Annotated in this window: 13 protein-coding genes; 8 read left to right on the forward strand and 5 right to left on the reverse strand. The window is 61.5% G+C overall.

Annotated elements, in window-relative coordinates; genetic code table 11:
- Window positions 1-165: 165 nt before the first annotated feature.
- The 4 genes from HS122_18840 to HS122_18855 all read left to right on the forward strand — a co-directional run bounded on the left by HS122_18840 (window position 166) and on the right by HS122_18855 (window position 6,565).
- On the forward strand, window positions 166-1,047 hold the full coding sequence (locus HS122_18840; protein ID MBE7540451.1) for a helix-turn-helix transcriptional regulator: 882 nt from the start codon (window positions 166-168) through the stop codon (window positions 1,045-1,047).
- Between the two features lie 223 nt (window positions 1,048-1,270).
- Window positions 1,271-3,580, forward strand: a complete 2,310-nt coding sequence (locus HS122_18845; GenBank protein MBE7540452.1) for a hypothetical protein — start codon at window positions 1,271-1,273, stop codon at window positions 3,578-3,580.
- A 205-nt stretch (window positions 3,581-3,785) separates the two neighbouring features.
- Entirely contained in the window at window positions 3,786-5,264 is a 1,479-nt protein-coding gene (locus HS122_18850; GenBank protein ID MBE7540453.1) for a DUF1800 domain-containing protein, read from the forward strand.
- Window positions 5,265-5,305: 41 nt separating this feature from the next.
- Entirely contained in the window at window positions 5,306-6,565 is a 1,260-nt protein-coding gene (locus HS122_18855) for a DUF1501 domain-containing protein (GenBank protein ID MBE7540454.1), read from the forward strand.
- A 30-nt stretch (window positions 6,566-6,595) separates the two neighbouring features.
- Here HS122_18855 and HS122_18860 read toward each other — a convergent pair whose 3' ends face one another.
- Together HS122_18860 and HS122_18865 are read right to left on the reverse strand one after the other, a co-directional pair.
- The gene (locus HS122_18860) at window positions 6,596-7,312 is read right to left on the reverse strand and encodes an IS630 family transposase (GenBank protein ID MBE7540455.1); all 717 of its coding nucleotides are present in this window, start codon (window positions 7,310-7,312) and stop codon (window positions 6,596-6,598) included.
- A complete protein-coding gene (locus tag HS122_18865; protein MBE7540456.1) occupies window positions 7,239-7,703 on the reverse strand; it encodes a helix-turn-helix domain-containing protein in 465 nt (154 codons plus the stop codon). The genes HS122_18860 and HS122_18865 overlap by 74 nt, the downstream gene beginning before the upstream one ends.
- 238 nt (window positions 7,704-7,941) lie before the next feature.
- On the opposite strand from HS122_18865, the gene HS122_18870 reads away from it, so the two are divergent.
- Together HS122_18870 and HS122_18875 are read left to right on the forward strand one after the other, a co-directional pair.
- Complete coding sequence (locus HS122_18870; GenBank protein ID MBE7540457.1) at window positions 7,942-8,220, forward strand: hypothetical protein; 279 nt, start codon at window positions 7,942-7,944, stop codon at window positions 8,218-8,220.
- Window positions 8,221-8,299: 79 nt separating this feature from the next.
- A complete protein-coding gene (locus HS122_18875) occupies window positions 8,300-9,580 on the forward strand; it encodes a dicarboxylate/amino acid:cation symporter (GenBank protein MBE7540458.1) in 1,281 nt (426 codons plus the stop codon).
- Between the two features lie 199 nt (window positions 9,581-9,779).
- Here HS122_18875 and HS122_18880 read toward each other — a convergent pair whose 3' ends face one another.
- Complete coding sequence (locus tag HS122_18880; GenBank protein ID MBE7540459.1) at window positions 9,780-11,585, reverse strand: cation acetate symporter; 1,806 nt, start codon at window positions 11,583-11,585, stop codon at window positions 9,780-9,782.
- Between the two features lie 3 nt (window positions 11,586-11,588).
- Window positions 11,589-11,906: a DUF485 domain-containing protein gene (locus tag HS122_18885; protein MBE7540460.1), complete on the reverse strand. Its 318-nt coding sequence runs from the start codon at window positions 11,904-11,906 to the stop codon at window positions 11,589-11,591.
- A 133-nt stretch (window positions 11,907-12,039) separates the two neighbouring features.
- On the opposite strand from HS122_18885, the gene HS122_18890 reads away from it, so the two are divergent.
- Together HS122_18890 and HS122_18895 are read left to right on the forward strand one after the other, a co-directional pair.
- Window positions 12,040-12,291: a hypothetical protein gene (locus tag HS122_18890; GenBank protein MBE7540461.1), complete on the forward strand. Its 252-nt coding sequence runs from the start codon at window positions 12,040-12,042 to the stop codon at window positions 12,289-12,291.
- Between the two features lie 46 nt (window positions 12,292-12,337).
- Window positions 12,338-13,459 (forward strand): methyltransferase domain-containing protein, encoded by a 1,122-nt coding sequence (locus tag HS122_18895; protein MBE7540462.1) that lies wholly within the window; start codon window positions 12,338-12,340, stop codon window positions 13,457-13,459.
- 45 nt (window positions 13,460-13,504) lie between these two features.
- Here HS122_18895 and HS122_18900 read toward each other — a convergent pair whose 3' ends face one another.
- The gene (locus HS122_18900; GenBank protein ID MBE7540463.1) at window positions 13,505-14,737 is read right to left on the reverse strand and encodes a hypothetical protein; all 1,233 of its coding nucleotides are present in this window, start codon (window positions 14,735-14,737) and stop codon (window positions 13,505-13,507) included.
- Between the last annotated feature and the right edge of the window lie 109 nt (window positions 14,738-14,846).

A 14,846-nucleotide genomic window follows, 5' to 3' on the forward strand; every position in this document is an offset into this window, starting at 1 on the left:
ATGCTTTGTCATGCCCAGGGTTCGGCCACCGCGTCGCCGCGCCGGTTCATTCTGCATTCAATCTCCATCCCAACTTCACGCTTTCCCTTCCTTTTCCAATCCTCCCAATCCCGGATCGATTTCGGACGTGCTCCTGCAGGGAAAACCGCAATTCTCCCGAGCAGAATGCCTCGCGTCCGTCGCAACGAATTCGCCTACCTGCCGCTGGCCGGTGCCGATATTCGAAGAGAACTTTATGTCACCGGTTGGGGAGTGGCTGACTACGACCCGGGCGAAACCTACCCGCATCCAGGCCACCCGGAGGACTATGATTTTCATTGGGAACGCGGCCGTGTACTGGGGGACTTTGCCGTTGTCCTCATCTCGCGCGGCGAGGGTGAGTATGAGGATCGGCGGCTGGGCCGGCTTCCCTGGCGTGCGGGAGAGGTGCTGCTGCTTCCGCCGGGGCAGTGGCACCGCTACCGGCCGGGACGCGGTACCGGGTGGGCGGAGGCATGGTGCACGATCAACGGCGAATACCTGCATCGCCTGCGCGCAAAGGGAATTTTCCCCCGCTCCGCATGCCTGCGCCGCCTGGGCGATCCGGCGGCCTGCCAGCGCGCGCTGACCCGGCTGCGTGCGACTGCGGAAAGGAACAGCCTGCTCGTGGAAAGCCGGGTGTTTGAGGTGCTGGCCCATGCGCTTGAGGACCGTGCCACGAACGACGATCCAGCCGGGCCCGCCGCGACCGGCCAGCCATCGGTGGATCAGGCGCTCGAATTCATCTGGTTGAATTGTCACCGGCCGATCGACGCCGCAGCTGTCGCACGAGAGACCGGCACCGCCCTGCGAACGCTGGAGCGGCACTTTTCAACCGCCCACGAACGCAGCCCATCGGCGGAGATTCGCTGGTGCCGCACCCAGCGCGCCATCGTCATGCTCCGCGAAAGCCGGATGAGCGTGAAGGAGGTCGGCTACGCGTGTGGCTTTGGCGGCGCAAAGGGCCTCACCCGCGCCCTGCGCACACTCCATGCCCGCTCGCCGTCGGACTACCGATCGACGGATTGATTGAGCTCGCACAGTGGCATCCCACGTGTTTTCGGGGATGGTTGCGGGGTGGATCGCGAGCTAAAGTGCCGGCGTTTGATGCCAATGCCGAAACGAACCCACCGCGCAACCCGCGTGTGACGTTTCCAAATGCAGCTCCGCACCCGCTCCCCGTGACACTCATCCTCTCCCAATGACACCGAGATATTCATCGTTGCTCAGTCGCTCATCCGTGTTGCACGCAATGCCCGGAAGGCTCCGTTGGTTGATTCAAGGCCTTGCGGCGATCCTTTGCATGCCTGGGGGCGGACTGATCGCGCAGCCCCCATCGCCGCAGGACGCATTCAGACGCACGGTCAGCGTTGTCGAGGCGACCGGTCGCCATGTACGGGAACGGGCGGGCAACAAGGAGCTTCTCGCCCTCGGATTGCTGGACGTCACCGCCGCGCCCTATTCGGCGGATCCCACCGGCCATCGCGATTCGACCGCCGCACTCCAGCAGGCTGTCAAGGATGCGCGCGACGCCCAGCTGATCGCCCATCTCCCGGCGGGGCGCTATCTCGTCTCAGATACAATAGAGGGCGTTCAAGGCGAGGTGGCCTGGGATTCCTGGCCCTACGAGGGTTTTGCGGATGCCTGGGTGGCAACGGCGTCGTTTGAGTATCCCTGCGTGCTGCGCGGACCGGCGGAAGGAAGGCGCGCTGTGCTGGTTCTGGCCAATGGGTCCAAGGGATTCTCCAATCCGGAAAAGCCCAAGCCCTTGGTTCACCTGTGGGCTCGGGCGTGGGATGAGACGTTCAAGGGCAAGCCCCAGCCGAGCATCAATTTCAACCAGATGATCGTCGACGTGGATTTCGAACTCGGCCGCGGCAATCCAGGCGCTGTGGCCATTCATCATGAAGGCGCGGAGGGCTCCGTGATCGAGGATGTGTCCATAGATGCAACGGGGGCGTTTGCTGGCATCCAGACCGCGCCGGGATCGGGAGGCGGCATTCACGGGGTAGCCATCCAAGGCGGGCGCTATGGCATGTTTGTTCGCGAGACAAACACGGGCATGCGGGCCAGTCAGCCCAGCCCGGTCATGAGTGGATTGCGGCTGAACGGGCAGACGGAGGAGGCCATCCTCTACGATGGACGCGGTCCGCTCACCGTTGTGGGGGCGACGATTGTGGGCGCGGGCATTCGGGTCGATGTGCCGGTGCCGGAGAGTTCCAACGGCGCAATCAATCTGGTCGATGTCGCGATTGAACTCTCGCGGCCTGGGCCGGCGATTCGTGCGAATCGTACGGTTGTGATTTCAAATGTCTGGATCGCCAACGCGGCGGTTGCCGTGGAGGTCCAGAATGCGGTGAAGCTGCCTGGCCGAGAGCGCGGGTGGCTGCACATCGAGGAACTCGCCGCACCCGCCACCCTGCCGCTGCACTCCCTCGCGGGCAAGGGCATGCACACCGACGAAGTCTGGATCGATGGCGTCAGGAGTGCGCTGGCGACGAAGGCCCGGCCGCTCGACGAACCGCCCGATCGCGAGGCGCTTTGGCGGCGGCACCTGTGGTCCCAGCCGTTTCCCTCCCGGACGACGCCTGGTGCGGTGAACGTCATGGCCGCTCCGTTTGGAGCCAGAGGAGACGGCAGGCACGACGACGGCCCCGCATTGCAGGCGGCCATCGATGCGCATGAGATCGTTTTTCTCCCGCAGGGCGTCTATGCCGTGTCCAAGCCCCTGCGGTTGCATCCCCGGACGAAGCTGATCGGCGTGGGCAACATTCAGGCGACCATCACGGCATTGCCTGAATCAGTGGCTTTCGGCGACCCTGACAATCCCGCTCCCCTGGTTGAAACCGATGACGATGCCTCAGCCGAAACCGTGCTGGCTTTCGTGCGGCTGCTGGTGCCGGTTCGCAATCCCTGCGTCTATGCCCTCCGCTGGCGGGCTGGCCGACGATCGATTGTCAGAAGCGTCTATCCCATCCGCGAGAAATGGCATCCGCATGCGCCACCAATGAATCACCCCATGGTGCGCATCGAGGGCTCGGGAGGCGGGCGCTGGTTCACGACGGTGCTGCTGCATTGGTGGTCCCAGGGGCCCGACTACCGGCACCTGCGCATTGAGGGCACGCGGGAACCCCTGTCATTCTACATGCTGGAAGCCGAACACGGCCGGGGCACGACATTGATGGAGTACCACGACGCCCGGAACATCGAGGTCTATTCGATGAGGACGGAGGGCGATTTTGGCGTGCTCACGATGAGGCAGTGCGAGAACATACGCATATTCGGGCTCTCCGGCAATATCATGGCCTCGCGCGGCTATTCCCTGTTCACCATCGAAAACTGCCGCGACTATCTCGTGAGCAACGTCGACACCTTCTACAAGCGACTCGGCCACTGGGGTGCACTGGGCACCGCACACGCGCCGCAGCTCTGGTACCGGCTTGTCGAACGTCCAGGCGCAGGGATTCCCGAGACAAGAATTCCAGGCACGGATCAGATCGCGCTCTACCAGCGCGGTCAGCCCACGGGGCAGGGAGAGCGGGCCTCGACGCAGCACCGCTGAACCGGGCGAATCCGGATTTCATGGCGGAAATCGCGCGGGCTCCGCATGGCTCGTGCTTATCTGGACATGTATGTCCGAATAGGCGGGCGCCAAAGCCTGCTACGGGATTGCAGCCCGCATGCAGACTGCAAGGCTGTGCAGGTCGGCCGGTCTGTAACCCGCCGCCACCTCCGGCGTCATATCCCTGAAGATCATCCAACTTCCCATGCAACCGCCCCTGTCACCCACCCAGGCCTGGGAGCCTCTTCCGAAGTCCCAATGGAATGAAGAAACCGCCCGCCATCTGCTCCGCCGCGCAGGATGGAGCGCCCACCCGGAGGCGGTCGCGAGGGCGGTGAGCGAGGGGCTCGCGGGCACGCTGGATCGCCTTTTCCCCGCGAAGCCGCCGGCTTTTGAAAGACCCAGACTGGTCCGGGATGAGCGTGAACGCGCGACTGATTTTCGTGAGCGGGCCAAGGCTGCGCCGACCGAAATGCAGCGGCGCGAGATTGCGCGCGAACATCGGGAGGTTTCCCGCCTGGCCAACATCGAGCTGTCCCTGGCCTGGCTCCAGCAGGCCGCCACCCCGGCCAACTCCGCGTTTGAGAAGTGGCTCCTTTTCCTCGGGGATGTCTACGTCGTCGGCGTCGAAAAGGTGAGGGGCGCCAGCCTCATCTTCGACCACTATGACACGCTCCGGCAGGGCGCGCTCGGCCCGGCGCCCGCGCTGACGAAGGCGGTCTCGCGCTCGGTCGCGATGATCATCTACCTCGACCTCCAGCGCAGCGTCAGGCAGGCGCCAAACGAGAATTTCGCCCGCGAGCTCATGGAGCTCTTCACCCTCGGCCAGGGCAACTACACCGAAACGGACATCAAGCAGGCTGCGCGGGCCTTCACCGGCTACCGGATGGCCCGCGAGGAATTCCGATTCGATCGCAAACAGCACGACGACGGACCCAAGACAATTTTCGGCCATACCGGGCGGTTCAATGGCGACGATGTCATCGATCTCATCTACGGCCAGCCGGCCGCCGGGACTTTCCTTCCGCGCGAAATGACGCGATTCTACCTCACCGACGAGGTTCCCGACGCGGCGTTTTTTGCTCCGCTCGGCGCCTGGTGGAAGGAGCGCAAATACAACCTCCGGGATCTCTGCCACCGGTATTTTTCATCGGCCGTTTTTTATCACCCCGCCTACCGGGCCAATTACATCAAGAGCCCCATCCACTATCAACTGGGGCTGCTGCAGGATCTGCAGCTCGACGTCGCACCAATGGCTCGCACGACGCTGCTTCCGCTGCGGCAGATGGGGCAGCAGCCGTTCAATCCCCCGAATGTCCGCGGCTGGGTGGGCGGCAAGCTCTGGATCAACTCCTCAACCCTCGCCGCGCGACGGCTGCTCGTGCAGTTTCTGTTCGCTCCGCTCGACGAGGATCGCATCAATGCCGACGACAAGGCGGCGCTGAAGGCCGCCCGCGCAGCGGGTTATTCGCGCTTCACGGTGGACGAGGATTATCTGCGCAAATTCGAGGCGCCCGATGTCGATGCCACGGTGAATCGCCTTGCCGCGCGCTTTCTTCCCACGGTGCCGGACAAGGAATACCATGCGGCTCTCCGGAGTTTCCTCAAGGGTCCGTCCGGTGTCGGTCGCATTCGCGGAGCAACCATTGCGATCCTCGAGACACCGGAATATCAGCTCTGCTGACAACGCAACCCTCCCGTCAATCCGGACTATTCCCAACAGTCATGAACAACACGCTTTCCTCAAAACTGCCCGCCACCCGTCGTGAATTTCTCCGCATGGGAGGAAGCGGAATCGGCCTGCTCGCGTTCAGCCGCTTTGCGCCGGCATTCCTTGTCCAATCCTCGCTCAACGCCGCGCCCGCACCCGAGAAGGACCGCACCATCCTCGTGCTCATTCAGCTCGCCGGCGGAAATGACGGCCTCAACACCGTCGTGCCCTATGAGGACGCCAACTACTACCGGCTGCGCCCCACGCTTGGACTGAAGAAGAAGGACGTGCTGCCCATCAACGACCTCCTCGGTTTCCATCCCAGTTGCGCGCCGCTGGGCAAACTTGTGACGGAAGGCAAACTCGGCATCGTCCAGAATGTCGGCTACCCGAATCCCAACCGCAGCCACTTCCGATCCACCGAAATTTGGGAATCCGCCAGCGATTCCGACAAGAACGACGCCACCGGCTGGATCGGACGCTACCTCGACAACACCTGCGCAGGCCGGCCGGATGCCAAGGGAGGCGACCCCGTGGCGGTGAACTCCGGCAATGAAGTGCCGCAGTCCTTCCTTGGCGAGAATCCTCATCCGACATTCACCCTCTCGGGCAATCTGAGACGCGCCGGCAGACGCGATGGAAACAACCTTTCACTGCTCAAGCGCCTCGCGGAATCCGATCACGCGGGAATGGAAACGAATGAGGGTTTCCTGCGGGCCACAATGATGGACGCCCTCGTCACCGAACAGCGCATCCAGGCGCTCCTCGGCCGCTACAAAACCGAATCCAAGTATCCGGCGTCCCAGTTCGCCCAGTCTCTGAAGAATGTCGCCGCGCTCATCGCCGCAGGCCTTTCCACACGCGTGTATTTCGTGTCGCTTGGCAGCTTCGACACCCATGCCGGCCAGCAGTCCACCCACGAGCGCCTGCTCACGACGCTGTCCGAGGGAATGGCGGCGTTTCAGCATGACATCGACGCCAAGGGGCTCGGCCCGCAGGTGCTCACGATGACCTTCTCGGAATTCGGCCGCCGTCCGAGCGAGAACAAGAGCAACGGCACCGATCACGGCACCGCCGCACCTCTTTTTGTGATGGGTTCGAAAATCAAGGGAAGCCTGCATGGCACATCCCCAAAGCTCGATCTTCCCGTCAACCAAGACCTCACGTTCAGCACCGATTTTCGCCAGATTTATTCAACCGTTCTCAACCGCTGGCTGGATTGTCCTGCCGACAAGATTCTCGGTCAGAAGTTCGATCCGTTGAATTTCATCTAGTGTTCTGTCGCGGAAATGACTATACATATATCATGCGGCCTTCTTGCGCGGCTTTCGCCGGGTGCAACCGGGCTGGATGGCCTCGAGCCGGCGACGACAGCGTTCGATCCTGGCAAGGATGTCCTCCGCCTTGGCGGTCCAAACAAATGGCGTGGGCTCCGGTTCCATTGCTCGATGAAGCGGGTGATCGAGGTTGATCAGATCGGGAACACTGGAGAAGCTGCCGCGACGCACCGCCTTGCCGGTGAGTTCGGCAAACCAGCGCTCCACCAGATTGAGCCAGCTCGAACTGGTGGGAATGAAGTGCAGTTTGAAGCGTGGACGCCGGGCGAGCCAACGCTGCACCCGCTCGTGTTTGTGGGTGCCGTAATTGTCGACGATAAGATGGAGCTCGTCCGCCTCGGCATATTCCGCGTCGATTTGTCGCAGGAACTTCAGAACTCGATGTGCCGGTGGCGCGGGAAGCAGTGGCCGCTGATCTTGCCGGCGGCCACGTTCAATGCGGCAAACAGCGTGGTCGTGCCATGGCGCACGTAGTCGCCGTCCGGTGCCGCAGCGACCGCGCTTCAGCGGCAGGTCTGGTTGCGTGCGATCCAGCGCCTGAATCTGGCTTTTCTCGTCCACGCAGAGCACCACCGCGTTTTGCGGTGGGTTGAGATAAACGCCCACTACATCAGGCAGTTTGGGCACAAACTGTGGATCGCGGGAGAGTTTGAACGTCTCCCTGTCGGTGCGGCTGCAACCCATGCTCCTGCCAGATACGCGCGACTGTGCTCGCGCACGCCCTGCGCCTTCGCCGTGGTTCGCGCGCTCCAGTGCGTCCGCCCCGGCGGCTTCGTGTGCAGCGTCGCTTCGACGATCCTTTCGCCAGCCCTCGGCGCGGCTTGCGCCCGCGGCCATTCGCCACGTCCCACAATCCTTGGACCTGCGGACACAAGCGCTGGCGCCACAGCCGGCAGGTGTGCCGGTTCACCTCCAGCTCCTCCGCAATCGTGGCATCGTCCAGCCCTTCGGCCTTGCGCAAAATGATCCGGCAGCGCTTCACCACCTGCTGGGGCGTACCGTGCGCGCCCACCCAGCGCTCCAAAACGCCACGTTGGTCTGCCGTGACCGTCAGAATCGTCGGTTTCCTGCTCATGCTTGCAGGTTGAACGATAACGACTTTTAAGTCTAGTCATTTCAGCAACAGAACACTAGGGCCATTGCGCTGGCGGCCAGGAACCCGATCCGGAGTTCTCCTGCCTTTGACGTCCACGGGACGGTGTCCAAGGGAAACCCTGCGGTTCTGCGAGTCGAAGTGTCAGTTTCTTCGCGTGTGGAGAGGGTGAGGCCATCTCTTCGTTTGACTTCCCGGCGGTGTCCGAAAACAAGCGTTCATGACCACTTTTCGAAAATATGCCGAAACGGCCGCACGCATCATCGGCAAGCGCACCCCCGCCAGGATGGCCTATGACAACGAAGTGCTGCGGTGGCGCCAGATCACGGGGGGCGATACGCGTGAGGGCATTCTCAAGGCGAATCTGAAGTTTCCCTCGCAGGCCCTGTCGACGGACGAGTCCGAAATGGAGGGATTCAACGCCTATTTTGAGTACCTCGCCGTGCACGCTGAGATCGTGCGCAACTTGAAGATCAAACTCGCTCATCAGAAGCGATAGTCCGGTTGCTTCAGGCAGGCTGCCAACCAGGGATGCCAGCATGACCGCCACGCCGATGGCCCCTTAGTCCGCCGCCTGCATGAAATATTTCAAGCATCTCTATTTCCAAGTACTTCTGGCGATCGGTCTGGGCGTGCTTGTGGGCTGGTTGGATCCCGGACTGGGGGTGAAATTGAAGCCCTTGGGCGACGGCTTCATCAAGCTGGTGAAGATGCTGATCGCACCAATCATCTTCTGCACGATCGTGTCGGGGATCGCCGGCATGGGGGACCTCAAGAAAATCGGGCGACTCGGTGGCAAAGCTCTGCTCTATTTCGAAGTCGTTACGACTTTCGCCCTGGCGATCGGCCTGCTGGTGGCAAACCTCCTGAAGCCCGGTGCAGGCATCAATGCGGACGTGACCACACTCGATGCCAGCGCGGTCTCGAGCTACACCAAGGCGGCCGCATCGCAGAGCACGGTGGAGTTTCTGCTCCACATCATCCCCGACGCGTTTTTGGGGGCCTTTGCGCATGGCGAGATTCTCCAGGTGCTGCTCATCTCCATCCTTTTCGGCTTTGGCCTGGCTCACATGGGGCCCGCGGGGGAGGCGGTGACGACGCTGATCAACCATGTGGCGCAGGCGTTTTTTGCCATGGTGGGCATCGTGACCAAGCTCGCCCCCATCGGCGCATTTGGCGCGATAGGTTTCACGATAGGAAAATACGGCATCGCGACGCTCCTCTCCCTCGGCAAGCTGCTCGCCTGCGTCTACCTCACGAGTGCGCTTTTTGTCCTTGTTGTCCTCGGCATCATCGCCCATTCGCGCGGATTCAGCCTGTGGCGCATCCTCGTGTACATCCGTGAGGAGCTGCTGATCGTGCTGGGCACGTCGTCCTCGGAGTCAGCCCTGCCCGGGCTGATGACCAAGCTGGAAGCGGCGGGCTGTTCGAGGTCGTCGGTGGGGATCGTGATTCCAGCGGGCTATTCGTTCAATCTCGACGGAACCTCGATCTATCTGACAATGGCCGCGATCTTCATCGCCCAGGCGACGAATACGGATCTTTCCCTCGTCCAGGAGATCGGGCTGCTGGGCATTCTGTTGCTGACATCAAAAGGCGCGGCGGGCGTCACGGGCAGCGGTTTTGTAACGCTTGCGGCGACCCTTGCGGCGACGAGGAGCATTCCCGTGGAGGGACTGGCACTGATCCTCGGCGTGGATCGGTTCATGTCGGAATGCCGCGCGATCACCAATTTCATCGGCAACGCGGTCGGCATGTTCGTCATCGCCGACTGGGAGCAGGACATCGATTTCAGCAAGGCGGCGCCGTTGCTGACACGGGCGCGGCGAAAGCGGCTGGCAGCGGCTGCGACGGATTGAGGCAGAAGGCATGGTGCGCCTTGGGCGCACGACTCGAAATTTCAAGATTCGAGAGGTCGGAGTCGAACTCACGATCCCAGGACACGACGGAGCGCGCCCCTCCATTGAGGTGTTTGGGTTGGCTCCAGTGCGGATTCGGCATGTCCGTCATCCGGCTTGCGTCCGGACCATCCGTGGCCACATGGGACCGCTGCCGCGATCAGTGGCCCATCCCAGCCTGGTGTTCCTGGATGTACTCCTGCTTGAGACCGAGCTTTTCCGGGGCGTGGAGAACGAGCATCTTCATGCGCACGTCGGACGGCGCTTCCCTGGCGGTCGCCTTCGAAACGACGATCATCAGCACAATGGCAAGCGGCACGGTCCAGATTGCCGGCTGTTCGCAGAGAATTCGAATCAGCGGATTGGCTGTCCAGAAAGCGGTCATGCTGACCATCTTCAGATCGCTGAGGTTGATGATGGTCGTGCAGAAAAGCGCGGCGACACCGCCTCCAAGCATGCCAACTGCGGCACCCTTCATCGTCATCCCCCGCCACCAGACGCTCATGAAGAGCAGCGGGAAATAGCTGGCCGCGGCGATGGCGAAGGCCTGGCCAACCATGAAATTGATCTGGAGCGCCTCGACCTGACATCCGAGCAGGATTGAAATCCCCCCGATCCCGATCGCGGCAAACTTGAACATCCGGAGGCGCTGGGCGGGCGTCGCCTGCGGTCGCAGGATGCGGCCATAGATGTCGTGGGCGACTGCCCCCGTCATTGAAACGAGCAGTCCGCTGAAGGTGCTCATGAAGGCGGCAAAGGCTCCCGCGCAGGTGATGCCGCTCAGCACGCTTCCCCAGACACCCCCGCGCTCATTGAGCAGACGCGGCAGTTCCAGGACGATCTTGTCGGTGCCTTTCGCTCCGGCGCCGGCATAGAGCTCGGGAAGCAGATTCCGCCCCAGCACGCCGAAAATCGGCGGAAACACATAGAAGACGCCGATCAGGATCATGACCCACATGGTGGTCCGCTTGGCGGCGGCTCCGTCGGGATTGGTGTAGAAACGGACGAGAATGTGCGGCAGGCCGGCGGTGCCGCACACGAGCGCGATGATCAGCGAATAGGTGTAGATCAGCGAGTACGGCCTGGACTCCTCCTGGCTGAGCCCCGCGGCCTTCGCCGCCTTTGTGGTGAGCGGACCAAACGGCGCCAGCCAGCCCGCGTCCCCAGGCGCTTTTTCAACCAACGGCTTCCGATTCACTTCATGCGCCGCCTGCGCCGTCGCAGCCAGGCTGGAAATCGCCGCGGCTGGCGCGGCCCCGGGTGTCGAAATGGAATTTGCGCCGAGATGCGTGCCGTAGAAGCCGTAGACCGACATCAGCACGAACACCGGCACGCTTATCGCGAACATCTTCGCCCAGTACTGGAAGGCCTGCACGATGGTGATGCCCTTCATGCCGCCAAGGGCGACATTGAGCGTGATCACCGCACCCACGAGAATGACCCCGATGGAGTAGTGCATTCCGGGAAAAATGTAGGCCAGCGTGGTGCCCGCACCCTTCATCTGCGGCATCGTGTAGAAGAACCCGATAAAAAGGACGAAGCAGACGGCGATCTTGCGAAAGAGCGGCGAGTCGAACCTGCCCTCCGCGAAGTCCGGAATCGTGTAGGCTCCAAAACGGCGAAGAGGTCCGGCAATGAAAAGCAGCAGAAAGAGGTACCCGCAGGCGTAGCACACCGGATACCACAGGGCGTCGTAGCCCGACGACATCACCATGCCGGCAATGCCCATGAACGAGGCGGCTGAAAGGTACTCGCCGGAAATGGCGGAGGCATTCCAGCCGACCGAAACCGAGCGACCGGCGACAAAGAAGTCGCTGGCGGTCTTGGAGGTTTTCGCCGAGCGAAAGCCCATCCAAATCGTCACAACGACGGTGACGAACGAGAACGCAAAGATCCACGGATCGACGCCGCCGAGAAACGCCACGGGGAGTCCACAGCCGCCAGGGGAAAGCATGTGTGTCGACATGGATCAGCGACGGTTTGAGGTCCTGACAGCCGTCACTTCATCCTCCTCGAGGGCGATCGAGCGTCGGATGAAGACATAGGAGATCACCCAGACAAACGGGAAGAACAGCACCCCAAGGATCAGCCAGCTCAGAGTGAATCCCGCGACACGCGTCGCCATCAGGCCCGGAGCAAGGTAATTGGCGAGCGGAAGTCCGATCAACAGGACAAGAAACGCCGCGGCGCATGCCACGGAGAGCTGGAGTTGCCGGCGCATGAGTGTGCGAAGAAACGAATCGCTGTGCACCGTTTCGTCTGACGACGGAGGCGTGGGGTTGGACATGAGCGCATCAGCTTGATGCCCCGGAGGATGAGTGCAAGGCCGCGAAAAGGGCCGCATTTTTTGCCGATGACGGGCACTTTCAGCCTTGCAGCGGATTGATCTGATAGGGCTTCGTGGGTTCAATCCCGCGTATATGACCCGCGCCGATTTCCTGCTCGCACGACGCCTGTTGGGAGGCCTCCACGACGACATTCATGCCGCCGTGACGGCTGCCCGCGCCCGGCAGGCCGCCGGCCTGCGCCGCGTCGTGGAAGGTCCGTCAGGCCGGCCCCTGAAGTGTCCGCTGGACACAACGTCGCCCGTGGCTTGGATTGGTTACGCCAACCGTGTGCTCGCACGCAAAGTGAGACCCGTGCTGCGGAAGGTGTTGTCGCAGACGGATTGAGGCTGTCGAGCAGGCCAATCTCCGCCGGCACGCATACAGGATTACCATGACACATGAAAAATCGCAGTCACTCGAAGAGTACCGGGAACACTTCGACACCCTGGCAAAGAAGCACGGTGACGATACAATTTACTCCCAGGCTGTCGGTGGCGAGTTTTCCGCCATCGGCAAGCTCGAGAAGGACCTCTTGATCAGCCTCGGTTTAAAGGAAGATCATGCGGTCATTGATGTTGGCTGCGGCAGCGGCAGGCTCGCGTTCCAATTGGCGCCGTATCGGGGCATGTCCTACCTGGGTTGCGACGTCGTGCCTGAATTGCTGGAACATGCCGCGTCGCTCTGCAAGCGACCGGATTGGCGGTTTGAACACACCAACGGCATTGGGATTCCGGCAGGAGACGCATCGGCGGATTTCGTGTGCTTCTTCTCCGTGTTCACCCACCTCACACACGAGGAAACCTTCAAGTACTTCCTCGAAGCGCGCCGCACGCTCCGCAGGGGCGGCATCATGGTGATGTCGTTCCTGGAATTTCGGATACCGTCCCACTGGCATCAGTTTCGCGTTTCAGTGGAGGATATCCGTCCGGACAAGCATCTCAATCAATTCGTCTCGCGTGACGGAATAGCCGCCTGGGCGAAGCACGCCGGACTGGGGCTGTTGAAGATATTCGACGGCGACGAGAATTACATTCCCCTGACGAGCGATGTCCGGTTCGAAAACGGCGGAATCGTATCAGGCACCGGCACGCTCGGGCAATCAGTCGCAATCCTGAAGAACACGGGCGACGATCCATTCGAGGGGGTTATCGTCGATGCGATTGAACCCGAGAATCACGCCTACATCGACAGCCCCAAGGAGGATGGTGAAGCAAGCTCAAAGGGGGTCATAGTTCACGGGTGGATATGGTTCCCGAAGCTGAAGGAGGAGATCAGGAGCGTCCAAATCGTCGCCGACGGCCGGTTGGTTGGTGAGACCGACGTGCTGTATGAAAGGTCGGACGTATCGACCGTTCTGGGCATCCCTCAGACCGAGCGCACCGGATTCACCATCCCTGTGAGTGACTTGGGAGTCGCCCGGGGCGAATCGGCAACCCTTGGACTCGCGCTCTCGCTGAAGAATGGCGTGCAATACCGCACAAAGACGAAACGCAGGTTCCGGATTGTCGCCTGAGCGCCTCCCGCGGCTCCATTGATCAGTGCAGCCATTCCCGTGCAGTCACTGACGCTGTGCAGGCCATGAGTGACGTGGAAACATGATTGGGGCCCGCCGTGTGTAGTTGAAGGTCCAGTCCGGATTGATGGTAACGGACACTTCCTTGAATTGCCTGATGTCCTTGCATGCTTCGTACCATCCATCGTTCCGATACGGAGCGAAACGGAAGTTGCCGATGTTGAGGAGGAGTCCCGTGGAAATCAGCGCCATGCTGGGCAGATAGACCCAGGGTTGGGATCCTCGGGCGATGATGCCGATCATGATCCACACCATGACCACCTTTGGGATGAAAAAGTAGCGGTCTCCGTTTTGGGTGTCCATGAGGTCCCAGACATCGAATCGTTTCGTGAATCCGGACGCCAGGACGATGGCCATCATGGTGGCCAATAGGAGAAAATACACCGTGCGTCCGCTCCGCATCCTGTGGATTGAGACCATCAGGTAGGCCAGCATGGCAGCCCCGGCGAGAATCGCGGCATGTTCATTCATGCCGGCGGACGCCGGACCCAGCAGCGTGCAGGCGAAAAGTCGCTTCGAAACCACGGCAAACACCTTGAGCGCGTCAACCGTCTGCGGTCCCTCTGATCTCGCCAGGGTGGAGTAGAGAAACCAGATCTGGGCCAGGGAGACCATGATCCCGAGTCCGAGCAGGACATGTGAACGCAGCGTGCGGCGCGCAATGGAACGAAACACCAGCAGAGGCACGACGAAAAGGATGAATGGGCCGGTGAGCCCAACGATCACCACAAAGAATACATCCGACACCCATTGCATGATTGTGCAGGGGTCGTCTTTTACCGCAGTGACCAGCAGGCCCAGTGCGGTGATCCATTGCAGATTGGTTGGATTGAGAGGAACCTCCCCGGTGTGAGGTATGACTGCAATCACCAGTGGCAGGAGGTATCTGCACGCCATTGGATTACGTTCCGACAGGCAGGTGTTCCCGACCACCGCGGTGATCATGAGGCAGGCGGCAAGATACCAGCCTGGCTGCATTGCCGGATCGAGGTAGACACCCAGGAAGGCAATGGCGCGGGGAAGCAGATGCAGGTATCCAGCCATCGGCTGCAGAAAGCTGGCGAACAGGTTTGTTTCCGCCTCCTGCAGGAACATGAAATCCTCCGCCCAGAACTGAGGATTGGTGAAGGCATCCGGACGACGAAGCGCCCAAACGCCGGCAAAAAGTAGAAGCAGCGCCGGGAAAACGGCGGCTCTGGTGGATGCCCGCAGGGTCACGGATCCAGAGACGGAAAACTCGGTGGCACCGCAAGCGGCAATTTGGCAACGCAGAAACGTTGAACCGCGGTGATGCGCAAAAAAACATGCATGAGTCCTGCAATGATCC

Source organism: Opitutaceae bacterium (assembly GCA_015075305.1).
In the GTDB taxonomy this organism is placed as follows: domain Bacteria; phylum Verrucomicrobiota; class Verrucomicrobiia; order Opitutales; family Opitutaceae; genus UBA6669.